We start from the raw sequence: 24,566 nt of genomic DNA on the forward strand, positions 1-24,566 counted from the left end.
GATGAAACGACACCATTGGTTGCTCGGCGCGGTGATACTGATTTGCCTTTTTGTCTATGCAACAGAGCTGTTCGCCGATGACAAGGAGGCGGTGAAAGCGTTCGACACGGTTCGCCAGGTGTTCCAAAGCCCCCGCTGCCAGAACTGCCACATTCCTGGTGATTCGCCCTTGCAGTTCGACGCCGCAATTCCCCACGCGATGAACGTCGTGCGCGGCATGGACGGCAAAGGAGCGCCGGGTTTGCCCTGCGCCAGTTGCCATGCGCAAGCCAATCCTCCGGCCAGTTACGGCGCCAATGCACCGCCGGGTGCACCGCATTGGAGCCTGCCGCCGGCGGCGCACAAGATGGCCTGGATCGGCCTGCCACCGAACATGTTGTGCAGCATGATCAAGGACCGCGCGAGCAACGGTGACCGCGATTTCGCGGCGCTGATCAAGCACGTCAGCGAAGACAAGCTGGTGCTTTGGGGCTGGAATCCAGGTGGCAATCGCGCACCGGTGCCGGTCCCTCACGACATTTTTGTCAGCCAGTTCAAGCGCTGGGCTGAGGCAGGAGGGCCTTGCCCGGTGCTGGGGGACTTGACCATCGGTCAATGAACACGGAGTCAAACCGGTATAGAGGCCTCTAAAGAACATACCCTCCGTTGGAGTATGTGATGCTGATTCCAGGCAAACCGCACAAGACAGGCGTATGTGCAGGGAAGCCACAACAGGAGCGCGAGCTTTTGCGCGATCTTGCCCGTAAAGCCGAGCAAGAGCTGATCGGGGTGCAGATGGCGAGCATGGATGAGTTGACGCTGCTGCCCAACCGGCACGGCTTTATAGCTCTGGCTCAATTGGGGCTGGAGGCCTGCATGCAACTGGACAGGCCCGCGACGCTGCTGTTTTTCAATCTGGATGACTTCAAGCGCGTCAACTATCTGTTTGGGCGCGCGGAAGGTGACAACGCGCTGAAAACCTTTGCCGATATGTTGCGCATCGGCTTCCGGGAAAACGATGTGATCGGCCGGCTGGAAGGCGCCACCTTCGTTGCCTTGCTGACGGGCTCGTGTGGCGTGGATATCACGGCGATCAAGGCGCGACTCGACGAAATGCTCGATGAGCGTAATACCACGGCGAATCGCGGGTATCAGATTGGTTTCAGTATCGGGCAGATTGAATACGATCCTGCGCTTCAAGGCTCGGCTGAAGAGCTGCTGGTTGAGGCTGAAAAAGCGTTGAGCCGTTAGTTTAGTGTTGTATTTGCGGGCCTCTTCGCGAGCAGGCTCGCTCCCACATTGATTTGCGTAATCCATGAAATCGCAGCCATAAAAAACCCGCCTATCGAGGCGGGTTTTTATGGCTAACCGAAGATCACTCTTCGATGTTGCCCATGGCCGTGGTGTTGAAACCACCGTCCACATACATGATTTCGCCGCTGATACCAGAAGCCAGGTCCGAGCACAGGAAGGCGCCGGCATTGCCGACTTCGTCGATGGTGACGTTGCGACGCAGCGGGGTTTGCGCTTCGTTGGCGGCCAGCATCTTGCGGAAATTCTTGATGCCGGAAGCGGCGAGGGTGCGGATCGGGCCTGCCGATACGCAGTTCACGCGAGTACCGTCCGGGCCCAGGGAACCGGCCAGGTAACGTACGCCGGCTTCCAGGGAAGCCTTGGCCATACCCATCACGTTGTAGTTCGGCATGGTGCGCTCGGCGCCCAGGTACGACAGGGTCAGCAGGCTGCCGTTGCGGCCTTTCATCATTTCGCGGCCAGCCTTGGCCAGGGCCACGAAGCTGTAGGCGCTGATGTCGTGAGCGATGCGGAAACCTTCACGGGTGGTGGCTTCGGTGAAGTCGCCGTCCAGTTGGTCGCCCGGGGCGAAGCCCACGGAGTGCACGATGCAGTCCAGGCCGTCCCACTTCTTGCTCAGCTCTTCGAAGACCTTGGCGATTTCCGCATCGCTGGCCACGTCGCACGGGAAGCACAGCTCAGGGCTCGAGCCCCAGCCTTGTGCGAACTCTTCGACACGACCCTTGAGTTTGTCGTTCTGATAAGTGAAGGCAAGCTCAGCGCCCTCGCGATGCATGGCGGCAGCGATGCCGGATGCGATGGACAGCTTGCTGGCGACACCGACGATCAGTACGCGCTTACCGGCGAGAAAACCCATGTGTTGCTCCTCTTTTCAGGTTATTACGCAGTGGCTGGAGCCAAGAAAGCGGCTTCCAGCAACTGCTGTGTATACGGATGTTGGGGGGCGGCAAAAATGCTTTGCGCGTCCCCCTGTTCGACCACTTGTCCATGCTTGACCACCATCAGTTGGTGGCTCAGCGCTTTGACGACAGCCAGGTCATGGCTGATAAACAGATACGTCAGGTTGTACTTGCTTTGCAGTGATCGTAAAAGCTCGACCACTTGGCGTTGCACGGTGCGGTCGAGGGCCGAAGTCGGCTCGTCCAGCAGAATCAACGCCGGTTTTAGCACTAAAGCCCGGGCAATGGCGATTCTCTGCCGTTGCCCGCCGGAAAATTCGTGGGGGTAGCGGTGCCGGGTTTCCGGGTCCAGACCTACCTCCTTGAGTGCCGCAATTATCGCTTGTTCCTGTTCGGCCACGGTGCCCATCTTGTGGATCCGCAGGCCTTCGCCGACGATCTGGCTTACGCTCATCCGTGGGCTCAGGCTACCGAAGGGGTCCTGGAACACCACCTGCATTTCCCGTCGAAGCGGCCGGACCTGTTGCTGCGTCAGGCAGTCTAGCTGCTTGCCTTCAAAACGGATGCCGCCTTTGCTGCCGATCAACCGCAAGATCGCCAGGCCCAGCGTCGACTTGCCGGAACCGCTTTCTCCCACAATCCCCAGGGTCTGGCCCTGGAGCAGGCTGAAATTGATGCCGTCTACCGCCTTGACGTAATCCACGGTCTTTTTCAGCAAGCCTTTCTTGATCGGGAACCAGACTTTCAGGTCCTCGACCGCAAGCAATGGCGGGCCAATCACGTTGGTCGCCGGGTTGCCGCTGGGCTCCGCTGCCAGCAGTTCCCGAGTGTACGGGTGCTGCGGCGCGCGGAACAATTCTTCACACGATGCCTGTTCGACGATGCAACCGCGCTGCATGACACATACGCGATGCGCAATTCTTTTCACCAGGTTCAAATCGTGGCTGATCAGCAACAAAGCCATGCCCAGACGGGCCTGCAATTGCTTGAGCAATTCGAGGATTTTCAGCTGAACGGTCACGTCCAGCGCGGTGGTTGGCTCGTCGGCAATCAGCAGTTCCGGCTCGTTGGCCAGGGCCATGGCGATCATCACCCGCTGGCGCTGACCGCCGGATAACTCGTGGGGCAGGGCCTTGAGACGCTTTTGCGGCTCAGGAATGCCGACCATTTCCAGCAGCTCCAGGGTGCGTTTGGTCGCGACTTTGCCGACCAAACCCTTGTGGATGCCCAACACCTCGTTGATCTGCTTCTCGATCGAGTGCAGCGGGTTGAGCGAGGTCATCGGCTCCTGGAAGATCATCGCGATCCGGTTGCCGCGGATGTGGCGGATGGTTTTCTCTTTCAGGCTCAGCAGGTTCTGTCCGGAATACTCGATGGTCCCCGACGGGTGCCGGGCGAGCGGGTAGGGCAGCAGGCGCAGGATCGAATGCGCCGTCACCGATTTACCGGAACCGCTTTCACCCACCAGCGCCAGGGTTTCGCCACGCTTGATATCGAAGCTCACGCCTTCGACCACCCGTTGAATGCGCTCGCCAACGATAAATTCGACGGCCAGGTCGCGCACTTCGATCAGATTGTCCTGATTCATTTCACTTCCTCGGGTCGAAGGCATCGCGAGCGGACTCGCCGATGAACACCAGCAAACTCAACATCAACGCCAGCACCGCAAACGCGCTCATGCCCAGCCAGGGCGCTTGCAGGTTGGATTTGCCCTGGGCCACCAACTCACCCAGTGACGGGCTGCCGGCCGGCAAGCCAAAGCCGAGGAAGTCCAGGGCGGTCAGGGTGCCAATGGCGCCGGTCAGGATGAACGGCATGAAGGTCATGGTCGAGACCATGGCGTTGGGCAGGATGTGGCGGAACATGATCGCGCCATTCTGCATGCCCAATGCCCGGGCCGCACGTACGTATTCAAGGTTACGCCCACGCAGGAACTCAGCGCGCACTACGTCCACCAGGCTCATCCAGGAAAACAGCAGCATGATCCCCAGCAGCCACCAGAAGTTCGGCTGGACGAAGCTGGCGAGGATGATTAGCAGATACAGCACCGGCAACCCGGACCAGATCTCCAGGAAGCGCTGCCCGGCCAGATCCACCCAGCCCCCGTAGAAACCCTGCAGCGCGCCCGCGATCACACCGATAAGCGAGCTGAATAAGGTCAGCGTCAGGGCGAACAACACGGAAATGCGGAAACCGTAGATCACCCGGGCCAGCACATCGCGGCCCTGATCATCGGTGCCCAGAAGATTATCGGTCGACGGTGGCGCAGGTGCCGGGACTTTCAGGTCGTAATTGATGCTCTGATAGCTGTAGGGTATCGGCGCCCACAGCACCCAGGCGTCCTTGGCCTTGAGCAGTTCGCGGATGTACGGACTCTTGTAGTTGGCTTCCAGCGGGAACTCGCCGCCGAAGGTGGTCTCGGGATAGCGCTTGAGCGCCGGGAAGTACCAGCCGTTGTCGTAGTGCACCACCAGCGGCTTGTCGTTGGCGATCAGCTCGGCACCGAGGCTGGCGCCGAACAGGATCAGGAACAGCCACAATGACCACCAGCCACGTTTGTTGGCCTTGAACAGTTCGAAGCGCCGGCGATTGAGAGGGGACAGGTTCATCTCAATGCTCCCGGCTTTCGAAGTCGATGCGCGGATCGACAAAGGTGTAGGTAAGGTCGCCGATCAGCTTCACCACCAGCCCCAGCAGGGTGAAGATGAACAGGGTGCCGAAGACCACCGGGTAATCGCGGTTGATCGCCGCCTCGAAACTCATCAGGCCGAGGCCGTCGAGGGAGAAGATCACCTCCACCAGCAACGAGCCGGTGAAGAAGATGCCGATGAACGCCGAGGGGAAACCGGCGATCACCAGCAGCATGGCGTTGCGAAACACATGGCCATACAGCACGCGGTGATTGGTCAGGCCCTTGGCCTTGGCGGTGACCACGTACTGCTTGTTGATTTCATCGAGGAAGCTGTTTTTGGTCAGCAGGGTCATGGTCGCGAAGTTGCCGATCACCAATGCGGTCACGGGAAGCGCCAGGTGCCAGAAGTAGTCGAGGATCTTGCCGCCCATGCTCAATTCGTCGAAGTTATTCGAGGTCAGCCCGCGCAACGGGAACCAGTCCAGGTAACTGCCGCCGGCAAACACCACGATCAGCAGGATGGCGAACAGGAACGCCGGGATCGCGTAGCCGACGATGATCGCCGAACTGGTCCAGACGTCGAAGTGGCTTCCGTGCCGCGTGGCCTTGGCGATCCCCAGCGGGATCGACACCAGGTACATGATCAGGGTGCTCCACAGCCCGAGGGAGATCGACACCGGCATCTTTTCCTTGATCAGGTCGATGACCTTGGCGTCGCGGAAGAAGCTGTCGCCGAAATCCAGGGACGCATAGTTCTTGACCATGATCCACAAGCGTTCCGGCGCCGACTTGTCGAAGCCGTACATGTGCTCGATTTCCTTGATCAGCGCCGGGTCCAGGCCTTGTGCGCCACGATAGGCGGAGCCTGCCACCGACACCTCGGCGCCGCCGCCGGCGATGCGGCTGGTGGCGCCTTCGAAGCCTTCGAGCTTGGCGATCATCTGTTCCACCGGTCCACCGGGGGCTGCCTGAATGATCACGAAGTTGATCAGCAAAATGCCGAACAGTGTCGGGATGATCAGCAGCAGTCGCCGAAAAATATACGCCAGCATCTGATTACTCCGTGCCCGCAGGGTCGGCTTGCAATTTGGTTTCGATCTCTATGGCCGGTTTCGCATCGGGCTTGATCCACCAGGTGTTGATGCCGATGTCATATTTAGGCGAGACCTTGGGGTGGCCGATATGGTTCCAGTAAGCCACACGCCAGGTCTTGATGTGCCAGTTGGGGATCACGTAATAGCCCCATTGCAGCACACGGTCCAGTGCGCGGGCGTGGGCCACCAGGCTTCGGCGTGAGTCGGCGTTGATCAGTTGTTCGACCAACTGGTCAACCACCGGGTCTTTCAGGCCCATGGAATTGCGGCTGCCGGGTTTGTCGGCGGCCGCGGTCATCCAGAACTCGCGCTGTTCGTTGCCCGGCGAGTTGGACTGCGGGAAACTGCCGACGATCATGTCGAAGTCCCGCGAGCGCACGCGGTTGACGTATTGCGAAACGTCCACCCGGCGGATCACCAGTTCGATACCGAGGTCACTCAGGTTACGCTTGAACGGCAGCAGCACCCGTTCGAATTCGGTCTGGGCCAGCAGGAATTCGATGCTCACCGGTTTGCCCGTGGCGTCGACCATTTTGTCATCGACGATGCGCCAGCCGGCCTCTTGCAGCAGTTGATAGGCCTTGCGTTGCTGGGTGCGGATCATGCCGCTGGCGTCGGTCATGGGGTTCTGGAACGCCTCGCTGAACACCTGCTCGGGAATCTTGCCGCGAAACGGATCGAGGATTGCCAACTGATCGGCATCCGGCAAGCCGGTGGCGGCCATTTCCGAGTTCTCGAAATAACTGCGGGTTCTTGCGTAAGCACCGTTGAACAACTGCTTGTTGGTCCATTCGAAATCCAGCAGCAGGGTCAGGGCCTCGCGCACACGCACGTCCTGGAACAGCGGGCGACGCAGATTGAACACGAAGCCTTGCATGCCGGTGGGATTGCCGTTGGGGATCTGTTCCTTGATCAGCCTGCCTTCGGTAACTGCCGGGATGTTGTAGGCGTTTGCCCAGTTCTTCGCGGTCATCTCCAGCCAGTAATCGAACTGCCCGGCCTTCAGGGCTTCCAGCGCTACGGTGTTGTCGCGGTAGTAGTCGGTGGTCATTACGTCGAAGTTGTAGAAGCCGCGGTTGATCGGCAAGTCCTTGCCCCAGTAGTCCTTGACCCGCTCATAGCGCACCGAGCGCCCGGCCTTCACTTCGGTGACCTTGTACGGGCCGCTGCCCAGCGGGACTTCCAGGTTGCCCTTGTTGAAGTCGCGGCTCGCCCACCAGTGCTTGGGTAGCACCGGTAACTGGCCAAGGATCAACGGCAATTCGCGGTTGTTGCTGTGCTTGAACTTGAACAGCACGGTAAGCGGATCTTCGGCGACCACGTCTTCGACGTCGCTGTAGTAGCCGCGAAACATCGGTGCACCATCCTTGACCAGCGTCTGGAAGCTGAACACCACGTCTTCGGCGCGCACTGGATGACCATCATGGAAACGCGCTTCGGGCCGCAGATAGAAACGCACCCAGTCGTTGTTCGGGGCTTTTTCGATCTTGCCGGCGATCAGGCCATATTCCGTAAAAGGTTCATCCAGGCTCTGTCGGGCCAGGGTGTCGTAGATCAGGTCTATGTCGTTGGCCGACACGCCCTTGCTGATAAAGGGGTTGAGGCTGTCGAAACCTCCGAACCCGGCCTGACGGAATTTTCCGCCCTTGGGGGCGTCCGGGTCGACGTAATCGAAGTGTTTGAAGTCGGCCGGGTATTTCGGCGGTTCGTTGTACAGGGTCAGGGCGTGTTGCGGGGCGGCGAAGGCCCACCCTGCGAACAATAGGGCGCTGGCCTGCAGGAACAGGGCGCTTGCGGGTTTCATCGATCTTTCTCCGAAGATTTCAGCCACCACGCGCTCAGGCCCAGGGTGTAGGGCGGCGTCGTGACGAAGGCGAACCGGTTGCGGTAGGCCAGGCGGTGATAATTGAGGTACCAGTTGGGAATGATGTAGTGCTGCCACAGCAACGCGCGGTCCAGTGCCTTGCTGGCGGCGACTTGTTCATCGCGGGTCTTGGCGGCGAGCAATTGTTCGAGCAGGTGGTCCACCACCGGATTGGCAATGCCTGCGTAGTTCTTGCTGCCCTTGACCGCGGCCTGGCTGGAATGAAAGTACTGCCATTGCTCAAGGCCCGGGCTGAGGGTCTGGTTGAGGGTCATCAGGATCATGTCGAAATCGAACTGATCGAGGCGCTGCTTATACTGCGCGCGATCGACCGTGCGCAGCTTGGCGTCGATGCCGATGCTGGCGAGGTTCTCGACATAGGGTTGAAGGATGCGTTCCAGGTTCGGGTTGACCAGCAGGAGCTCCAGGCGCAACGGTTGCCCGGCCGCGTTCTGCAGGCGCTGGCCGTTGAGCTTCCAGCCGGCCTCGGCAAGCAGGGCCAAGGCCTTGCGCATGGTTTCCCGGGGAATGCCTTGGCCCTGGGTCTGCGGCAGGCTGAAAGGCTCGGTGAACAGCCTGGCTGGCAATTGCTCGCGATACGGCTTGAGTAACAGCCATTCATGGCCAACCGGCAGCCCGCTGGCGGAGAATTCGCTGTTGGGGTAGTAACTCATGGCGCGTTTATAGGCACCGCTGAACAACGTGCGGTTGGTCCACTCGAAGTCGAACATCAGGCCCAGTGCTTCACGAACCCTGTCCTGGGCGAACGTCTGGCGGCGGCTGTTCATGAACAGGCCTTGGGTCTGGGTCGGGATCTGGTGCGGGATTTGAACCTTGATCACGTCGCCGCGACGGATCGCCGGGAAGTTGTAGCCGGTGGCCCAGTTCTTCGCCTGGTGTTCGATATAGATGTCGAACTCGCCTGCCTTGAACGCTTCGAACGCCACGTCGCTGTCACGGTAGAACTCGACCTCCATGCGATCGACGTTGTACTTGCCGCGATTGACCGGCAGGTCCTTGCCCCAGTAGTCCTTGACCCGTTCGAACACGATCTGGCGCCCCGGCGTGACCGAGGTGATGCGATACGGCCCGCTGCCCAGCGGCGGCTCGAAGGTGGTCGCCTTGAAGTCGCGACCTTTCCAGTAATGCTGCGGCAACACCGGCAACTCCCCCAGGCGCAGGATCAGCAAGGGATTGCCGGCACGCTTGAAGACGAAACGAATGCGCTGCGGGTTGAGGATGTCGACCCGCAACACTTCCTGCAGGTTGGTGCGGTATTGCGGATGACCTTCCTTGAGCAGCAGGCGGAAGGAGAATGCCACGTCGTAGGCGGTGATCGGCGTGCCGTCGTGGAAGCGTGCTTCGGGGCGCAGGTTGAAGACTACCCAGCTGCGGTCCTCGCTGTATTCCACCGATTGGGCGATCAGGCCATAACTGGAGGTCGGCTCGTCACCGGACGGCGCGTATTGGCCGGTGCCGACCATCAGCGGTTCGTTCAGCTCGTTGATGCCGTATTGCAGGAAGTTCGGCGTGGTCACCGGGCTGGTGCCCTTGAAGGTGTAGGGGTTGAGCGTATCGAAGGTGCCAAATGCCATGACCCGCAACGTACCGCCCTTGGGCGCTTGCGGATTGACCCAGTCGAAGTGGGTAAATCTGGCCGGGTACTTGAGCGTGCCGAACTGCGCATAACCGTGGCTTTCGCCGATCGTCGCGCTTGCGGTGGAGCTCAAGGCCAGGCTGATCAGGAGCAGGAGGAGGGGACGCTTCAAGTCAGAGATCCGATCCAGGCGGCTTGGGCTTTGTGGATCGTACAGTAACAGCTTGTATGGACAGGAAAAAGACGCGGGCTTGTAGGAGCCGAGCTTGCTCGCGATGGTCGTGAACGATTACGCGTAAAACCAGGTTCCCAGCGGCGCGCTCTGGTTTTTCGCGAGCATGCTCGCTCCTACATTTCGCGAAAAAAAAGCCCCTGAAAATCAGGGGCTCATTTTTAGTGCGGATTGGAAACCGTCAACACCTGCCCCGGCTTGAGCGCCTGGCCGACACGCGGATTCCAGCGCTTGAGGTGCTGCATTTCAACGTTGAAGCGCTTGGCTACCATGTATAGCGAATCGCCTTGCTGCACCTTGTACTGGGATTGCGACTTCCCGGCTTTGGTCTTGGCGCTGGCCGCGACCACGGTGTTGATGCGCCCCGAGTTGCGCTTGCTGGTGTCTTGCATGACCAGCGTCTGGCCAGGCTTGAGGTTCTTGCCGCTCAACTTGTTCCAGCGTTGCAGGTCCTTGACGTCGACATTGTTGGCTTTGGCAATGGAGCCCAGGTTGTCGCCGCGCTTGACCCGATAATTACGTTTGACGCCCGCCAGTTGGGTATCGTCTGCGCCTTCGAAAACCGGCTTGAGCTGCTTCTTGCTGATCAACTCTTCCGGCCGCATGGTCTGCAGGCTGGTGGTCAGCAGCTGTGCCTTTGAAGTGGGTACCAGCAAGTGCTGCGGGCCGTCGATGGTGGTGCGTTGCTTGAAGGCGGGGTTGAGCTGGAACAGCTCGTCTTCGTCGATGTTGGCCACCGCGGCGACCTTGGACAGGTCCATGCGCTGGTTGATTTCGACGACCTGGAAATACGGTTCGTTGGCGATCGGGTTGAGGTTCACACCGTAGGCATCCGGCGCCATTACCACTTGCGAGAGTGCCAGCAACTTCGGCACATAGGCCTGGGTCTCGGCGGGCAGCGGCAGGTTCCAGTAGTCGGTTGGCAGGCCGAGTCTTTCATTGCGCTCGATGGCGCGGCTAACCGTGCCTTCGCCGGCGTTGTAGGCGGCCAGGGCCAGCAGCCAGTCGCCGTTGAACATGTCGTGCAGGCGGGTCAGGTAGTCCATGGCTGCCGTGGTCGAGGCGGTTATGTCACGACGGCCATCATAGAAACGGGTCTGGCGCAGGTTGAAGTAGCGCCCGGTGGAGGGAATGAATTGCCACAAGCCCACTGCATTGGCCCGGGAGTAGGCCATCGGGTTGTAAGCGCTTTCAATCACTGGCAGCAGCGCCAGCTCCAGCGGCATGTTGCGTTCTTCAAGGCGCTCGACGATGTAGTGGATGTACAGGCTGCCGCGGTCGCCGGCGTTTTCGAGGAAGGACGGATTGCTGGCGAACCACAGTCGCTGTTGCTCGATGCGCGGGTTGACGCCCACGCCGTCCTGCAGCTGGAAGCCCTGGCGCATGCGCTCCCAGACATCCTGCGGTATCTGCGGGGTGGGCTTTTCGGTGAGGAAGACGGGTTTCTGCTTGGCGCGCGCGGCAATATTCGGTGCGTGTGCCGCATCGGTCTGCGGCACATGACTGGAACAGCCCGCCAATGTCGCGGACACAGCCACCGCTATGGCTTGCGCCAGGCGGGTCAGTGCGTCCGAATTGATGGCTTTGCGTATTGATGACGACATTGGCTGGAAGTAAGTTCCGGGCAAAAATGTCGGGCGATTCTAGAAAGCACGCCCTCTGCGGTCAACCTTTCAGAGATTTTGGACCATCGTGCAAACTGTTCAGAACGTATCTTTCCAAGTCCTTAGCGCAGCAAAAACCATATCGGGCGCGGAGTTATCGGTGCCGGTCCGTTCATCCGCTTTTTCTTTAACGGATGTTTCGCCGGTACGCAAAAACGGATTAGTACGTTTTTCCAGGGCTACCGTGGACGGCAACGTCATGACCCCGGCCTCCCGTTGACGGGTCACGCTGGCCAGGCGTTCGAGGGTGTCGGCGTTGCCGGGTTCGACAGCGGCAGCGAAGCGCAGATTGCTCAGGGTGTATTCATGGGTGCAGTAGACCTGCGTTTGCTCGGGCAGGGCGGCGAGGCGCGACAGCGAGCTGTACATTTGCTTGGGTGTGCCTTCGAACAGACGCCCGCATCCGGCGGCGAAGAGGGTGTCGCCACAAAACAGCAAGCCAGGGTGATAATAGGCGATGTGCCCCAGGGTATGGCCGGGAACTGCGATGATATCGAAGTCATGGCCCAGCACGCTGATGCGATCGTTGTCCTTGACGGCCACGTCCCGCGCCGGAATGTTTTCGCTGGCCGGACCGTAGACGGTCGCGTCCGTCGCTTTCTTGAGCTGTTCGACACCGCCGACATGGTCATGATGGTGGTGAGTGATCAGAATATCGCTCAAGATCCATTGCGGATTGTCCTTGAGCCAGGCCAGTACTGGCGCGGCATCGCCCGGATCGACCACCGCACAGCGCCGGGTGCGGGGATCTTGTAACAACCAGATGTAGTTGTCGGTGAAGGCGGGCAGGGCAGTGATCTGTATCATGGTCGGATTCGCCAAGCGGAAAACAATGGCGCATCTTAGAACTTCCTGGCGCGTTGGAGAATGCAATGACCGATAAAGCGTTCGCTCAGGCTGATCCTGACTGGCTGGCGTTGATCAGCGCGGCACGTGACTGGCTGTCCGGCCCCCTTGGGCAATTCCTGCTGGATGAAGAACGGCGCATGCTCGAAGACGAGTTGGGGCGTTTCTTCGGTGGCTACCTGGTGCATTACGGGCCGTCGGCCCAGACCCCGCCGTCGGCGCCACAGGTGCAGCGCAACGTGCGCCTGGGTGCGCCGTTGCCCGGGGTCGAGATCGTCTGCGAGGAACAGGCCTGGCCGTTGAGTGAACATGCCGCCGATGTGGTGGTGCTGCAGCATGGGCTGGATTTCTGCCTGTCGCCCCACGGTTTGCTGCGGGAGGCGGCGAGCAGCGTGCGGCCCGGCGGGCATTTGCTGATTGTCGGCATCAACCCCTGGAGCACTTGGGGGCTGCGTCATGTGTTTGCCCATGACGGGTTGCGTAAGGCCCGCTGCATTTCCCCGTCGCGGGTGGCTGACTGGCTGAACCTGCTGGGCTTCGCGCTGGAGAAACGCCGCTTCGGGTGCTACCGTCCGCCGCTGGCTTCGCCCACCTGGCAGACCCGTCTGGCCGGTTGGGAGCGCAAGGCCGGCGACTGGCAATTGTCCGGTGGCGGCTTCTATTTATTGGTGGCGCGCAAGATCGTGGTAGGCCTGCGGCCGGTCCGTCAGGAGCGCCGCGAGCCGATGGGCAAGCTGATCCCGTTGCCGATGGCCAAGGTCAATCGTCGCAACATCGAACCGTGATACCTCCTTTTTTCCGGCCGGGGTTACCCCGGTCCTGGACGTCGTCGATCTTCGATTGGCGGGCCACTGCATTTTCTGGATAGATTGGCATGAGCGATAGCGTAGAACTCTTCACCGATGGCGCCTGCAAGGGCAACCCTGGCCCTGGCGGCTGGGGCGCATTGCTGGTGTGCAAGGGGGTCGAGAAAGAACTTTGGGGCGGCGAAGCCAACACCACCAACAACCGCATGGAACTGATGGGCGCGATTCGCGGCCTGGAAGAACTCAAGCGTTCGTGCGATGTGTTGCTGGTGACCGACTCCCAGTACGTAATGAAAGGCATCAACGAGTGGATGGCCAACTGGAAAAAACGCGGCTGGAAAACCGCAGCGAAAGAGCCGGTCAAAAACGCCGACCTGTGGAAACTGCTCGACGAGCAGGTCAATCGCCATAACGTCACCTGGAAATGGGTGCGCGGACACATTGGCCATCACGGCAACGAACGAGCCGACCAACTGGCCAATCGTGGCGTGGATGAAGTGCGCGGGTTCAAGCAGGCTTGATTCTGACGCCAACGACACACCGCGTCGCGGCCATCGCGAGCAGGCTCGCTCCCACACTGGATCGCAGGTGAACTCAAGATTTGCGCTCAAGGAGATCAAATGTGGGAGCGAGCCTGCTCGCGATGGGCGCGACACGGTGTACCTGAAAGACCCCGGCAAGCGTGTTAACATCGCCGTTTTTTGCACGAATGACCCGTTGAGAGCTGAGCACTAGATGGCCACCAGATCCGTTGTACTCGATACCGAAACCACCGGCATGCCGGTGACCGACGGCCACCGGATTATCGAAATCGGTTGTGTCGAGTTGATCGGTCGGCGCCTGACCGGCCGGCATTTTCACGTTTATCTGCAACCGGATCGCGAGAGTGACGAAGGCGCCATCGGCGTCCACGGCATCACCAACGAGTTCCTGGTGGGCAAGCCGCGTTTCGCCGAGGTGGCCGAAGAGTTCTTCGAGTTCATCAAGGGTGCGCAGCTGATCATCCATAACGCGGCGTTCGACGTTGGCTTCATCAACAACGAATTTGCCCTGATGGGCCAGCACGATCGTGCGGACATCACGCAACACTGCTCGATCCTCGACACCTTGATTATGGCCCGGGAACGTCACCCGGGGCAGCGCAACAGCCTCGATGCCTTGTGCAAGCGCTATGGCGTCGACAACTCCGGCCGTGAGCTGCACGGCGCCTTGCTCGACTCCGAGATCCTGGCCGACGTCTACCTGACCATGACTGGTGGCCAGACCAGCCTGTCCCTGGCGGGCAATGCGTCGGACGGCAATGGCTCCGGCGAGGGCGCGGACAACTCCGCCACTGAAATCCGCCGCCTTCCGGCCGACCGCCAGCCAACGCGCATCATTCGCGCCAGTGAAGAAGATCTGGCCCAGCACATGGCACGCCTGGAAATCATCAGCAAATCCGCCGGCGGGCCAGCGCTGTGGTTGCAATTGGCCGAAGCCAAGGCGCAGGCCTGAGGCACCATGGATCTGTAGGAGCATGCGGTGCGGCGATCCGACTTGCCCGCGATGGCGATTTTACGGACGCTATCGCGGGCAAGCCATGCTCCTACAGTTCGCAATCAGTGGTCACAAATCCGTGCGCTGACTGACCCAATTTGGGGCGTCGCACTCGCCACAACCACTCCAACCCTCTACCCTGAGGTGATTGGCAGTCTCTGGCCTGTCGCCTCAGGACACTGAGCCCCATGTATAAAGATCTGAAATTCCCGGTCCTGATCGTCCATCGCGACATCAAGGCCGACACCGTCGCCGGCGATCGCGTGCGGGGTATCGCCCGGGAACTGGAGCAGGAAGGTTTCAGTATCGTCTCGGCGATGGATTACACCGAAGGCCGGCTGGTCGCTTCGACTCATCACGGCCTCTCGTGCATGCTGATTGCGGCGGAAGACGCCAGTGCCCATTCGCATTTGTTACAGAATATGGCCGAGTTGATCGGGCTGGCGCGAGTGCGCGCGCCGGATCTGCCCATCTTCGCCCTGGGCGAGCAAGTGACTCTGGAAAACGCACCCGCCGATGCCATGGCCGAGCTCAATCAGTTGCGCGGCATTCTCTACCTGTTCGAAGACACCGTGCCGTTCCTCGCACGCCAGGTGGCGCGGGCCGCGCGCAAGTATCTGGATGGCCTGCTGCCGCCGTTCTTCAAGGCGCTGGTGCAACACACCGCCGACTCCAACTATTCCTGGCACACACCCGGTCACGGTGGTGGGGTGGCGTATCACAAGAGCCCGGTGGGGCAGGCGTTCCACCAGTTTTTCGGGGAAAACACCCTGCGTTCGGATTTGTCGGTCTCGGTACCGGAACTTGGCTCGCTACTGGATCACACCGGGCCCCTGGCAGAGGCGGAGGCGCGTGCGGCTCGTAACTTTGGCGCCGATCACACCTTCTTCGTGATCAACGGCACCTCGACGGCGAACAAGATTGTCTGGCACTCCATGGTCGCTCGCGACGATCTGGTGCTGGTGGACCGCAATTGCCACAAATCGGTGTTGCACTCGATCATCATGACCGGTGCCATCCCGTTGTACCTATGCCCGGAACGCAATGAACTGGGGATCATCGGGCCGATTCCGCTGAGTGAGTTCAGCCGCGAATCGATCCAGGCCAAGATCGACGCCAGTCCGTTGACCAAGGGCCGGGCGCCGAAGGTCAAGCTGGCAGTGGTGACCAATTCGACGTACGACGGCCTTTGCTACAACGCCGAGCTGATCAAGCAGCAGTTGGGCAACAGTGTCGAGGTCTTGCACTTTGACGAGGCCTGGTACGCCTACGCGGCGTTCCATGAGTTTTTTGCCGGGCGCTACGGCATGGGCACGTCTCGCGGTGAAGACAGTCCGCTGGTGTTCACCACCCATTCCACGCACAAACTGCTGGCGGCTTTCAGCCAGGCGTCGATGATTCATGTGCAGGACGGGGGCGCCCGGCAGCTGGACCGCGATCGTTTCAACGAAGCTTTCATGATGCACATCTCCACGTCGCCGCAGTACGGCATCATCGCTTCGCTGGATGTGGCGTCGGCGATGATGGAGGGCGGGGCCGGGCGTTCGCTGTTGCAGGAAATGTTCGACGAAGCCCTGAGCTTTCGTCGGGCGCTGGCCAATCTGCGTCAGCATATCGCCGCCGACGATTGGTGGTTTTCCATCTGGCAGCCGCCGTCGGTGGAAGGCATCGACCGGGTTGTGACCAAGGACTGGCTGTTGCAACCGGGGGATGATTGGCACGGCTTTGGCGAGGTGAGCGACGATTATGTCTTGCTCGATCCGATCAAGGTCAGCCTGGTGATGCCGGGCCTGACCGCAGGCGGCGCGCTCAGCGAGCGCGGAATCCCCGCGGCCGTGGTCAGCAAGTTTCTCTGGGAACGCGGGTTGGTGGTCGAAAAGACCGGGCTGTATTCGTTCCTGGTATTGTTCTCGATGGGCATCACCAAGGGCAAGTGGAGCACGCTGTTGACCGAGTTACTGGAGTTCAAGCGCAGCTACGACGCCAACGTCAATCTGGCCAGCTGCCTGCCTTGCGTGGCTCAGCAGCACTGCGAGCGCTATCAGGGCATGGGCTTGCGTGACCTGTGCGATCAGTTGCACGCCTGTTATCGCAGTAATGCCACGGCCAAACATCTCAAGCGGATGTACACGGTACTCCCGCAAATCGCCATGAAGCCGGCGCACGCCTATGATCATCTGGTGCGTGGCGAAGTCGAAGCGGTGTCGATCGATGCGCTCGACGGGCGTATCGCTGCCGTAATGCTGGTGCCGTACCCGCCGGGCATTCCGTTGATCATGCCCGGCGAACGTTTTACCGAGGCGACCCGCTCGATCATCGACTACCTGGCATTTGCTCGCACGTTCGACAGCAGCTTCCCGGGTTTCGTCGCTGATGTGCACGGATTGCAACACGAAGACGAGGGCAATGGACGGCACTACACCGTCGATTGCATCAAGGAATGAGGACCTTTCCCAGTATGCAACCGGTCATGAATCCAAATTACCCAGGGCTGTCGGTGCGCGTGGCCGACGAGGGCTTTGCCGCTTATATATGGGGCAGTAATTTCAGTTTTGAAGTCGCCGCCTACGGTGCTGCCGAAATAGGCCAGCCGGTGGAGCAGTGGCGAGTCACGCCAATCACCCCTTATCGCAAGTGCTATGGCATCGATCCGGAAGAGTTCAGCAGCTTTCGCGATGCCGCCGACAGTGCGATTTTCATGGCGTACCTGGATGACGAACCTGTTGGTCACCTGGTGATCAGCACCAACTGGAACGGTTTTGCCCATATCGATGAGTTGGCGGTGCATGCACCGGCCAGGCGACACGGTGTGGCCAAGGCGTTGCTGGATGTGGCGCAGTTCTGGAGTCGCAAGAAGAAACTGCCCGGCGTCATGCTGGAAACCCAGAACAACAACCTGGGAGCCTGTCGGCTTTACGAGCGTTGCGGCTACGTGATCGGCGGCATCGACCATCTGCGGTATCGGGGTATTGACCCCAATACCGCCGAAGTGGCGCTGTTCTGGTACCGATTGTTCGACAACCCGCTGGAAAATCCAATCAGTTCGCCAACATCGCCGCGGCATGTTCCGTGATGATCGCCAGCAAAGCCTGAAGCGCAGGCGAGGGCTCGCCGTTCTTCAGCGTCAGGGCGTAGAGAGTGACCGGCACGGCCGGTGCCAGCGGGCAGGCATCGATCCCGGTCGATTTGGCGCCGAGGGCGGTGAAGGGGTCGACAATGGCCAAGCCTTCACCGGCCTCGACCATGCTGCGCATCATCTGGTGAGTTTGCACCCGGGTCTGTATGACTGGCGCCGGCCGCAGCGCATGCAGTTTGTTTTCAAGCGCCGGGCTGAGTGGGTCATGGCCTTCAAGGCCCACCATCGCCTGACCGGCCAGTTCCTGCAGCGAGATGTACTTCTGCTTGGGTTGCAGCCAGCCGTGGGGGGCGAGCAGCTGCAGCTTGCCTTGGGCGATTGGCTGACAATGAATATCGGCGTGATCGGGATCATGCAGGCTCAGGCCCAGATCGCTTTCACGCAGCAGCAGGCTTCGGACGATCTCGCGGGTGGGTTGGCTCAGGAGTGTACAAGGCGCGTCGGGCAGGCGTCGGCGCAGCGCTGCGATGCTTTGCGGCAACAATTGCTGGGCCAGGGGCGGGGTGCAGATGATGCGTAACGGCGCAGCCAGGTATTGCCGGAGGCTGCTCGCCAGGCGCTGCACCGGTTCGAGCGCATCGTAGACGCGGGTGATTTCGACCTGCAACTCCCGCGCCTCACGCGTGGCCTGCAAGCGTCCGCGAACGCTGGAGAACAGCATGAAACCCAACTGATCCTCGGCGTCGCGCAAAATGCGTTCGACTTCGGCCACCGGCAACTGCAGCCATTCGGCGGCGGTGCCCAGGTGACCGGTCTGCAGGAGCGCCTGGATCACTTCGATATGGCGTAAGCGCATGCGTGAAGTCCATGTTCAGCAGGTGAAGGAGTCAGTGACTGAATCCTAACCCAAGTCTGCGCATATGACTTCTGCTCATAACGATCGGTTATGAAACGATGTTCGTTACCGGTTCACGGATGATGGTCACGCCCGATTGCACCAGCATGAATTCGTTTTCATCGAGCTTGTTCACGCGATCGCCAATGGCCAGCTTGTACGTGGTGACGGGCGTCGCGCCTGCGAAGCCGTCTGCCGGCGGGGTGGATTCCTGGAACTCATGTACGGAATAAATGCGGCCTTCCGCGTCTCTTGCATGGAACTGACCGACGAGTACTGCTGCCATCTGCTTAAAACCTCTGGAGATAAATCACTCAATGTGCGGTTGGATAGACCGCCACCGAGCACGGTAAGTTTTTCTACGTAAAAAAAATAATCAGGACGCAGATATACCTGTGTTCACTGGTTGGACCGTCGCCTGATCATCTATAACTACAGGCTCCTCCCACGGACAATCGAGCGTCTTCCATGAGCAATGTCTATAACGTCGCCGTAGTGGTCGGCAGCCTGCGTAAAGCATCGATCAACCGCAAGGTCGCCCTCGCGCTGGCGGATTTGGCGCCGGCCAACCTTAAGCTCCGCATCGTCGAAATCGGTGATCTGCCACTCTACAACGAAGACATCGATGGTGCCTCACCGCCGGCAGCCTACAGTAGTTTCCGACAACAAGTCAGTACATCCGACGCAGTGCTGTTCGTTACCCCGGAATACAACCGTTCGGTGCCTGCTCCGATGAAAAACGCCATCGACGTTGGTTCGCGCCCCTATGGCAAGAGTGCCTGGAGTGGCAAACCAGGTGCGGTGATCAGTGTTTCGCCGGGTGCGGTGGGTGGATTCGGTGCGAACCACCACTTGCGCCAGTCCATGGTGTTTCTCGATGTGCCGTTGATGCAGCAGCCGGAGGCTTACCTGAGTGGCGCCGGTTCCGCGTTCGACGAGGCGGGCAACCTGTCCGAATCAGTCAGGCCGTTCTTGCAGAAGTTCATCGATGCCTACGGGAAGTGGGTCGAACAGCACAAAAAGCTTTGATGCTTCGGATTACGAACCGTTGGCCAGTCGGCTACAGATCATTGTTTCCATTTCCGACAACCATGCGGCGGTTTGCGCCGCCGCAGGAAGGTCGCGCCGGTTGAGGGGCATGTGATTCGGTTGTGCATTTAAGGTCAAGATCAAAAGATCGTCCGAAGGCTCGGGCCGCGTTCGGACGATCTTTTAGGAACCTTGCCCCGGCACATTCGGCCAAAGATCCGCCACCAGAAACAACCGTTCCGCTTCCTCCCAGTCGCCGTGAGCATTTTCCGTCAGGCGCACCAGCAATTGCGCTGGCGCCAGAGGCTCCAGATCGCTCAGCCAGGCCTTCAACTGTTCAGCGCCCCAGGTCTGCTCCGCGGGGTAGTGCGCCGGTGCCAGCCAGGCATGGCGGGGGAGGGGTTGCCAGCGGCCGGGCGGACTCTGCGCGAAAAACTCCGTCCAGTCCTTTTGATGCAGCCAGCGTCCACGCAAGTGCTGTGGATGTGCGCCACTGGGCGATGCAGCCAGCCCCGGCCATGGATAGAGCAAATAACCACCCAGCCACAAATGCGCGCTGAACTGGCGGATATCCAGGGCCGCCAGCACTTCGCGACTCTCCGGACGCGCGGAAATCGGCAATTGATGCTGGCTCAGGTGGGCCAGTTTGCGGTCCAGCCGATCGTGGCAACCCGGACCGAGCCACTGCGCGGTGTCGTGGCCATCGCCGTTCTGCGGGCCGAGGTAAAGCTTGATCGCCAGTTCCAGGTGATGCACGCCGTCGCGATCGCGCAGCAGCATGTCAAGCTCGCCCAGGGTGTGACCTTCGCGGCGGATCGGCATGTTGGCGGCCATCAACTCGATACCGGGCGCATGCTGCACGGCGAACTGCCAAAGACGTTCATAATACAGACCCAGGCGTCGGGTGCGGGCCTGGGCCAGCCAGTGCAACAAACCGTAGCTGTCCCGGTCGAGTTTTCGCAGCCAGTGTTCCAGGTGTTCCGGGGCTTGCACCCAGTCGCTGCCGGCCAGCGGATGACGTTGCGGCCACGGCGTGGCGCTGAGCATCGGCGGGGCGAGGATGACCCACGCCAGGTCGCGCACTTCGGGGTGGCGCAACTGGTGGGGTAACTGCAGCAAATCTGGAAATAGGATCATCTTGCGAGCATAGCCCGAATCGGGAGTACACCTTGAGGCTGAAAGGATTTTGTCTATGTCGCGCTTTCGCCCATAATCCTGCTTTTCACCGTCGCTGCCCTTCGTTAGGAGCCCCATGGAGCAATTTCGCAATATCGGCATCATCGGTCGCCTGGGCAGTTCCCAGGTGCTGGATACCGTCCGCCGACTGAAACGTTTTCTGCTCGATCGTCACCTGCACGTGATCCTCGAAGACACCATTGCCGAAGTCCTGCCGGGCCACGGTTTGCAAACCTCGTCGCGCAAAATGCTCGGTGAAGTCTGTGACATGGTCATTGTGGTGGGCGGTGATGGCAGTCTGCTTGGCGCGGCCCGTGCGCTGGCCAAACACAATATTCCGGTGCTCGGCATCAACCGGGGCAGCCTGGGGTTTCTCACCGACATCCGCCCCGATGAACTGGAAATCAAGGTCGCCGAAGTGCTTGATGGCCACTATCTGGTGGAAAACCGCTTCCTGTTACAAGCTGAAGTCCGCCGCCACGCCGAAGCCATTGGCCAGGGCGATGCACTGAACGATGTGGTGCTGCACCCCGGCAAATCGACACGCATGATCGAGTTCGAACTGTACATCGACGGCCAGTTCGTCTGCAGCCAGAAGGCCGACGGCCTGATCGTCGCCACACCCACCGGCTCCACGGCCTATGCGCTCTCTGCCGGGGGACCGATCATGCATCCCAAGCTCGACGCTATTGTGATTGTGCCGATGTACCCCCATACCTTGTCAGGCAGGCCGATTGTGGTCGATGGCAACAGTGAGCTGAAAATCGTCGTGTCCAAGGATATGCAGATTTACCCGCAAGTCTCGTGTGACGGGCAGAACCACTTCACCTGTGCGCCCGGCGACACCATCACCATCAGCAAGAAAGCCCAGAAGTTGCGGCTGATCCACCCGCTCGACCACAACTACTATGAAGTGTGCCGGACCAAGCTCGGCTGGGGCAGCAGGTTGGGTGGTGGAGGCGACTGATGCTCGATCCCGCGCGTAGCTACGACCTGATCGGTGACGTGCACGGTTGCGCTCTGACCCTTGAGCACTTGCTCGACCGGCTCGGTTATCACAAGCAAGCTGGCGTCTGGCGCCATGCCTCGCGCATGGCGGTGTTCGTCGGCGACATCATTGACCGCGGACCACGGATTCGCGAGGCGCTGCACATCGTCCACGACATGGTCGAGGCCGGCCAGGCGCTGTGCATCATGGGTAACCATGAGTTCAACGCCCTGGGCTGGGGCACCCCGGCACTGCCTGGCAGCGGCAAGCAGTTCGTACGCGAACACACCCCGCGCCATGCGCGCCTGCTGCACGAGACCCTGACCCAGTTCGAAAACCATCCGGCGGACTGGCATGACTTCCAGCAGTGGTTCTATGAACTGCCGCTGTTCGTCGATGCTGGACGTTTCCGGGTGGTGCATGCCTGTTGGGACGCCGGGTTGATCGAACCGCTGCGGGCATTGTTCCCCAACGGCTGCGTCGACGAGCACTTCCTCCAGGCTTCGGCCATGCCCGGCAGTTTCGCCTGCACCGTGTTCGACCGGCTGCTGCGTGGCACCGACATGCGCCTGCCCCACGGCTTGACCATGACCAGCGGGGATGGTCTGACACGCTCGTTCTTTCGCACGAAATTCTGGGAAGACGACCCGCAAACCTACGGAGACATCGTGTTCCAGCCAGACGCCTTGCCCGACCCGGTGGCCCAAACGCCACTGTCGTCAACCGAGAAAAACACCTTGTTGCGCTACGGCATTGACGAGCCGTTGCTGTTCGTCGGCCATTACTGGCGCAGCGGCAAACCGGCACCGATTCGTCCGAACCTGGCGTGCCTGGATTACAGTGCGGTGCTCTACGGAAAACTGGTGGCCTATCGGCTGGACCAGGAAACCCGGCTCGATCCGCACAAGTTTGTCTGGGTCGATGTCGAGCGACCGGAGGTGTTGCAATGAGCAGGGTCGCAGTCTTGCGCCTGCCGCTGGCGGTGGATTTGAGCGGGTTCGTCAAATTGCTGCAACGCATGCAGGTGCCGCATCGGGTCAGCGAGGAAGCGGGCGAGCAGGTGCTGTGGGTGCCGGCGAACATCAGCGACGACGTGCGCGTGTTGTACGAACGCTTTCCCGAGGGCGATCCGGATCAGAAACTCGACATTCCGGAGGCGCAGCCAATTCGCCGGCCGAACTTCGCCGAGCAGCTTCGCCATGGCAAAGCCACGGCAATGGTGCTGTTGCTGAGCCTGGTCGTCGGCGCGCTGACGCTGCTGGGCGATAACCTGAGCACCCTGCGCTGGCTGACGTTTCTCGATTTTCGCGTGGTCGGCGAGTACATCCATTTCGTGCCATTGGCCGACAGCTTGGCGGCGGGGCAGTGGTGGCGCCTGGTGACACCGATGCTGATTCACTTCGGCTTCCTGCACCTGGCCATGAACGGCATGTGGTATTGGGAGCTGGGGCGACGTATCGAGTCACGCCAGGGCAGTGTCAACCTCATCGGCCTGACTCTGTTGTTCAGCCTCGTGTCCAACTATGCCCAGTTTGTTTTCAGCGGCCCGACCCTGTTCGGCGGGTTGTCCGGGGTGCTGTACGGCCTGCTCGGGCACTGCTGGATTTTTCAGATTCTGTCGCCGAACAGCGCCTATCGCCTGCCCCGTGGGGTGTTGGCGATGATGCTGATATGGCTGCTGTTGTGCCTGTCCGGGTTGGTCTCGATGATTGGCTTCGGAGAAATTGCCAACGCGGCCCACGTCGGCGGGTTGCTCGTCGGATGCTTGACCGGTTTGTTGGGTGGTTTGTACAACCGCCGTAAACTGGCCGCCTAAAACTGTTATGTGATTCAAAGAGCGCGGAGACCCAATGTCCTCTTTTAACGAAATGATCAAGAACATCACCCCGGATATCTACCAGAGCCTGAAACTGGCGGTGGAGATCGGTAAATGGTCTGACGGTGGCAAGCTCACCGCTGAACAACGCGAACTTTCGTTGCAAGCGATGATCGCCTGGGAAAACAAGAACTTGCCCGAAGACGAGCGTACTGGCTACATGGGGCCGCAGGAATGCAGCTCCAAGTCGATTCAAGTGCCCAATATCCTGTTCAAGTCGGATGCCATCCATTGATCGAGATTGGCCGCGGTGCAATCAGTAAAATGTCGGCGCGCCTGGACGGGCCGAACGTGCAATACGCATTTCGCCTGGGCGACGTCGAGGTTCCGGTCAATCCGTTGATCGGCACCACGGTGCGCCTGGAATACCTGGGGGCGATCCACTGCACCCATTGCGGACGCAAGACCAAAACCAGTTTCAGCCAGGGTTACTGCTACCCGTGCATGACCAAACTGGCCCAGTGTGACGTGTGCATCATGAGCCCGGAACGCTGCCATTTCGACGCCGGCACCTGCCGGGAACCGGAGTGGGGCCAGACGTTCTGCATGACTGATCACATTGTGTACCTGTCGAATTCCTCCGGGGTGAAAGTCGGGATTACCCGCGCCACCCAGTTGCCGACCCGCTGGATCGACCAGGGCGCCAGCCAGGCGTTGCCGATCATGCGTGTCGCGACTCGCCAGCAATCAGGCTTCGTCGAAGACCTGTTGCGCAGTCAGGTCGCCGACAAGACCAATTGGCGTGCCTTGCTCAAGGGTGACGCGGTGTCGGTGGATTTGCCGCAGATCCGTGACCAGTTGTTCGACAGTTGCGCCGAGGGCCTGCAAGGTTTGCAGGAACGATTCGGCCTACAAGCGATCCAGACGATTGCCGACGTCGAACCGCTCGAAATCCGCTTTCCGGTCGAGCAGTATCCGGCGAAAATCGTCAGCTTCAACCTGGACAAGAATCCGATTGCCGAAGGCACGCTGATGGGGATCAAGGGCCAATACCTGATCTTCGATACCGGCGTGATCAACATTCGTAAATACACGGCTTATCAGCTCGCCGTGCATAGTTAAG

24 protein-coding genes are annotated in these 24,566 nt (G+C 60.2%); 13 read left to right on the forward strand and 11 right to left on the reverse strand.

Going from position 1 to position 24,566, the window contains the following annotated elements; all coding sequences use genetic code 11:
* Nucleotide 1 precedes the first annotated feature (1 nt).
* Both ACA058_RS14085 and ACA058_RS14090 read left to right on the forward strand, forming a co-directional pair.
* Nucleotides 2-598 carry a hypothetical protein gene (locus ACA058_RS14085; RefSeq protein WP_497639612.1) on the forward strand — a complete coding sequence of 199 codons (597 nt, stop codon included), beginning with the start codon at nucleotides 2-4 and terminating at the stop codon, nucleotides 596-598.
* Between the two features lie 59 nt (nucleotides 599-657).
* Entirely contained in the window at nucleotides 658-1,230 is a 573-nt protein-coding gene (locus tag ACA058_RS14090; RefSeq protein WP_497639613.1) for a GGDEF domain-containing protein, read from the forward strand.
* 124 nt (nucleotides 1,231-1,354) lie between these two features.
* On the opposite strand, the gene fabI is transcribed toward ACA058_RS14090, so the two are convergent.
* The 8 genes from fabI to gloB all read right to left on the reverse strand — a co-directional run bounded on the left by fabI (nucleotide 1,355) and on the right by gloB (nucleotide 12,082).
* A complete protein-coding gene (gene fabI, locus ACA058_RS14095) occupies nucleotides 1,355-2,149 on the reverse strand; it encodes an enoyl-ACP reductase FabI (protein WP_034146538.1) in 795 nt (264 codons plus the stop codon).
* Nucleotides 2,150-2,172: 23 nt separating this feature from the next.
* Nucleotides 2,173-3,780 (reverse strand): ABC transporter ATP-binding protein, encoded by a 1,608-nt coding sequence (locus tag ACA058_RS14100; RefSeq protein WP_497639614.1) that lies wholly within the window; start codon nucleotides 3,778-3,780, stop codon nucleotides 2,173-2,175.
* Nucleotide 3,781: 1 nt separating this feature from the next.
* Nucleotides 3,782-4,801: an ABC transporter permease gene (locus ACA058_RS14105; RefSeq protein WP_497639615.1), complete on the reverse strand. Its 1,020-nt coding sequence runs from the start codon at nucleotides 4,799-4,801 to the stop codon at nucleotides 3,782-3,784.
* A 1-nt stretch (nucleotide 4,802) separates the two neighbouring features.
* Entirely contained in the window at nucleotides 4,803-5,876 is a 1,074-nt protein-coding gene (locus tag ACA058_RS14110) for a microcin C ABC transporter permease YejB (RefSeq protein ID WP_034146535.1), read from the reverse strand.
* 4 nt (nucleotides 5,877-5,880) lie between these two features.
* Nucleotides 5,881-7,722, reverse strand: coding sequence for an extracellular solute-binding protein (locus tag ACA058_RS14115; RefSeq protein ID WP_497639616.1), 1,842 nt, complete (start codon nucleotides 7,720-7,722; stop codon nucleotides 5,881-5,883).
* Nucleotides 7,719-9,533 carry an extracellular solute-binding protein gene (locus ACA058_RS14120; protein ID WP_497639930.1) on the reverse strand — a complete coding sequence of 605 codons (1,815 nt, stop codon included), beginning with the start codon at nucleotides 9,531-9,533 and terminating at the stop codon, nucleotides 7,719-7,721. Before ACA058_RS14120 ends, ACA058_RS14115 begins: the two co-directional genes overlap by 4 nt.
* A 239-nt stretch (nucleotides 9,534-9,772) precedes the next feature.
* A complete protein-coding gene (locus tag ACA058_RS14125) occupies nucleotides 9,773-11,215 on the reverse strand; it encodes a transglycosylase SLT domain-containing protein (protein ID WP_497639617.1) in 1,443 nt (480 codons plus the stop codon).
* A gap of 99 nt (nucleotides 11,216-11,314) precedes the next feature.
* Nucleotides 11,315-12,082 (reverse strand): hydroxyacylglutathione hydrolase, encoded by a 768-nt coding sequence (gloB, locus tag ACA058_RS14130; RefSeq protein ID WP_497639618.1) that lies wholly within the window; start codon nucleotides 12,080-12,082, stop codon nucleotides 11,315-11,317.
* Between the two features lie 65 nt (nucleotides 12,083-12,147).
* Between gloB and ACA058_RS14135 the strand changes: the two genes are divergently transcribed.
* The 5 genes from ACA058_RS14135 to ACA058_RS14155 all read left to right on the forward strand — a co-directional run bounded on the left by ACA058_RS14135 (nucleotide 12,148) and on the right by ACA058_RS14155 (nucleotide 17,536).
* Nucleotides 12,148-12,906 (forward strand): class I SAM-dependent methyltransferase, encoded by a 759-nt coding sequence (locus tag ACA058_RS14135; RefSeq protein ID WP_008062271.1) that lies wholly within the window; start codon nucleotides 12,148-12,150, stop codon nucleotides 12,904-12,906.
* Between the two features lie 89 nt (nucleotides 12,907-12,995).
* Nucleotides 12,996-13,448 (forward strand): ribonuclease HI, encoded by a 453-nt coding sequence (gene rnhA, locus ACA058_RS14140; protein ID WP_008062270.1) that lies wholly within the window; start codon nucleotides 12,996-12,998, stop codon nucleotides 13,446-13,448.
* Between the two features lie 214 nt (nucleotides 13,449-13,662).
* Nucleotides 13,663-14,421, forward strand: a complete 759-nt coding sequence (dnaQ, locus tag ACA058_RS14145) for a DNA polymerase III subunit epsilon (protein ID WP_497639619.1) — start codon at nucleotides 13,663-13,665, stop codon at nucleotides 14,419-14,421.
* Nucleotides 14,422-14,651: 230 nt separating this feature from the next.
* Nucleotides 14,652-16,907, forward strand: coding sequence for an Orn/Lys/Arg family decarboxylase (locus ACA058_RS14150; RefSeq protein WP_497639620.1), 2,256 nt, complete (start codon nucleotides 14,652-14,654; stop codon nucleotides 16,905-16,907).
* A 14-nt stretch (nucleotides 16,908-16,921) separates the two neighbouring features.
* Entirely contained in the window at nucleotides 16,922-17,536 is a 615-nt protein-coding gene (locus tag ACA058_RS14155; protein WP_497639621.1) for a GNAT family N-acetyltransferase, read from the forward strand.
* On the opposite strand, the gene ACA058_RS14160 is transcribed toward ACA058_RS14155, so the two are convergent.
* Together ACA058_RS14160 and ACA058_RS14165 are read right to left on the reverse strand one after the other, a co-directional pair.
* Nucleotides 17,502-18,395 carry a LysR substrate-binding domain-containing protein gene (locus tag ACA058_RS14160; RefSeq protein WP_497639622.1) on the reverse strand — a complete coding sequence of 298 codons (894 nt, stop codon included), beginning with the start codon at nucleotides 18,393-18,395 and terminating at the stop codon, nucleotides 17,502-17,504. The two genes, ACA058_RS14155 and ACA058_RS14160, sit on opposite strands and share 35 nt — an antisense overlap.
* Nucleotides 18,396-18,483: 88 nt before the next feature.
* Nucleotides 18,484-18,720 (reverse strand): hypothetical protein, encoded by a 237-nt coding sequence (locus ACA058_RS14165; protein WP_497639623.1) that lies wholly within the window; start codon nucleotides 18,718-18,720, stop codon nucleotides 18,484-18,486.
* 182 nt (nucleotides 18,721-18,902) lie between these two features.
* Here ACA058_RS14165 and ACA058_RS14170 point away from each other — a divergent pair, with 182 nt between their 5' ends.
* Nucleotides 18,903-19,463, forward strand: a complete 561-nt coding sequence (locus ACA058_RS14170; RefSeq protein WP_497639624.1) for an NADPH-dependent FMN reductase — start codon at nucleotides 18,903-18,905, stop codon at nucleotides 19,461-19,463.
* A 183-nt stretch (nucleotides 19,464-19,646) separates the two neighbouring features.
* On the opposite strand, the gene ACA058_RS14175 is transcribed toward ACA058_RS14170, so the two are convergent.
* On the reverse strand, nucleotides 19,647-20,600 hold the full coding sequence (locus ACA058_RS14175) for a DUF1853 family protein (protein ID WP_497639625.1): 954 nt from the start codon (nucleotides 20,598-20,600) through the stop codon (nucleotides 19,647-19,649).
* A gap of 115 nt (nucleotides 20,601-20,715) precedes the next feature.
* Between ACA058_RS14175 and ACA058_RS14180 the strand changes: the two genes are divergently transcribed.
* From ACA058_RS14180 to ACA058_RS14200, 5 genes are read left to right on the forward strand one after another with little or no spacing between them, the layout of a single operon-like run.
* On the forward strand, nucleotides 20,716-21,606 hold the full coding sequence (locus ACA058_RS14180) for an NAD(+) kinase (RefSeq protein WP_007944594.1): 891 nt from the start codon (nucleotides 20,716-20,718) through the stop codon (nucleotides 21,604-21,606).
* Entirely contained in the window at nucleotides 21,606-22,577 is a 972-nt protein-coding gene (locus ACA058_RS14185) for a metallophosphoesterase (protein WP_497639626.1), read from the forward strand. Before ACA058_RS14180 ends, ACA058_RS14185 begins: the two co-directional genes overlap by 1 nt.
* Nucleotides 22,574-23,443, forward strand: a complete 870-nt coding sequence (locus ACA058_RS14190; RefSeq protein WP_497639627.1) for a rhomboid family intramembrane serine protease — start codon at nucleotides 22,574-22,576, stop codon at nucleotides 23,441-23,443. The genes ACA058_RS14185 and ACA058_RS14190 overlap by 4 nt, the downstream gene beginning before the upstream one ends.
* Nucleotides 23,444-23,477: 34 nt before the next feature.
* Nucleotides 23,478-23,738, forward strand: coding sequence for a YeaC family protein (locus tag ACA058_RS14195; RefSeq protein WP_497639628.1), 261 nt, complete (start codon nucleotides 23,478-23,480; stop codon nucleotides 23,736-23,738).
* On the forward strand, nucleotides 23,735-24,565 hold the full coding sequence (locus tag ACA058_RS14200) for a DUF2797 domain-containing protein (RefSeq protein WP_497639629.1): 831 nt from the start codon (nucleotides 23,735-23,737) through the stop codon (nucleotides 24,563-24,565). The genes ACA058_RS14195 and ACA058_RS14200 overlap by 4 nt, the downstream gene beginning before the upstream one ends.
* Nucleotide 24,566: the final 1 nt, after the last annotated feature.

Source organism: Pseudomonas sp. LBUM1649 (genome assembly GCF_059716155.1).

Coding starts and splice junctions, on each gene's coding strand:
- ACA058_RS14085 (WP_497639612.1), top strand. CDS start 2: ATGAAACGACACCATTGGTTGCTCGGCGCGGTGATACTGATTTGCCTT.
- ACA058_RS14090 (WP_497639613.1), top strand. CDS start 658: ATGCTGATTCCAGGCAAACCGCACAAGACAGGCGTATGTGCAGGGAAG.
- fabI (WP_034146538.1), bottom strand. CDS start 2,149: ATGGGTTTTCTCGCCGGTAAGCGCGTACTGATCGTCGGTGTCGCCAGC.
- ACA058_RS14100 (WP_497639614.1), bottom strand. CDS start 3,780: ATGAATCAGGACAATCTGATCGAAGTGCGCGACCTGGCCGTCGAATTT.
- ACA058_RS14105 (WP_497639615.1), bottom strand. CDS start 4,801: ATGAACCTGTCCCCTCTCAATCGCCGGCGCTTCGAACTGTTCAAGGCC.
- ACA058_RS14110 (WP_034146535.1), bottom strand. CDS start 5,876: ATGCTGGCGTATATTTTTCGGCGACTGCTGCTGATCATCCCGACACTG.
- ACA058_RS14115 (WP_497639616.1), bottom strand. CDS start 7,722: ATGAAACCCGCAAGCGCCCTGTTCCTGCAGGCCAGCGCCCTATTGTTC.
- ACA058_RS14125 (WP_497639617.1), bottom strand. CDS start 11,215: ATGTCGTCATCAATACGCAAAGCCATCAATTCGGACGCACTGACCCGC.
- gloB (WP_497639618.1), bottom strand. CDS start 12,082: ATGATACAGATCACTGCCCTGCCCGCCTTCACCGACAACTACATCTGG.
- ACA058_RS14135 (WP_008062271.1), top strand. CDS start 12,148: ATGACCGATAAAGCGTTCGCTCAGGCTGATCCTGACTGGCTGGCGTTG.
- rnhA (WP_008062270.1), top strand. CDS start 12,996: ATGAGCGATAGCGTAGAACTCTTCACCGATGGCGCCTGCAAGGGCAAC.
- dnaQ (WP_497639619.1), top strand. CDS start 13,663: ATGGCCACCAGATCCGTTGTACTCGATACCGAAACCACCGGCATGCCG.
- ACA058_RS14150 (WP_497639620.1), top strand. CDS start 14,652: ATGTATAAAGATCTGAAATTCCCGGTCCTGATCGTCCATCGCGACATC.
- ACA058_RS14155 (WP_497639621.1), top strand. CDS start 16,922: ATGCAACCGGTCATGAATCCAAATTACCCAGGGCTGTCGGTGCGCGTG.
- ACA058_RS14160 (WP_497639622.1), bottom strand. CDS start 18,395: ATGCGCTTACGCCATATCGAAGTGATCCAGGCGCTCCTGCAGACCGGT.
- ACA058_RS14165 (WP_497639623.1), bottom strand. CDS start 18,720: ATGGCAGCAGTACTCGTCGGTCAGTTCCATGCAAGAGACGCGGAAGGC.
- ACA058_RS14170 (WP_497639624.1), top strand. CDS start 18,903: ATGAGCAATGTCTATAACGTCGCCGTAGTGGTCGGCAGCCTGCGTAAA.
- ACA058_RS14175 (WP_497639625.1), bottom strand. CDS start 20,600: ATGATCCTATTTCCAGATTTGCTGCAGTTACCCCACCAGTTGCGCCAC.
- ACA058_RS14180 (WP_007944594.1), top strand. CDS start 20,716: ATGGAGCAATTTCGCAATATCGGCATCATCGGTCGCCTGGGCAGTTCC.
- ACA058_RS14185 (WP_497639626.1), top strand. CDS start 21,606: ATGCTCGATCCCGCGCGTAGCTACGACCTGATCGGTGACGTGCACGGT.
- ACA058_RS14190 (WP_497639627.1), top strand. CDS start 22,574: ATGAGCAGGGTCGCAGTCTTGCGCCTGCCGCTGGCGGTGGATTTGAGC.
- ACA058_RS14195 (WP_497639628.1), top strand. CDS start 23,478: ATGTCCTCTTTTAACGAAATGATCAAGAACATCACCCCGGATATCTAC.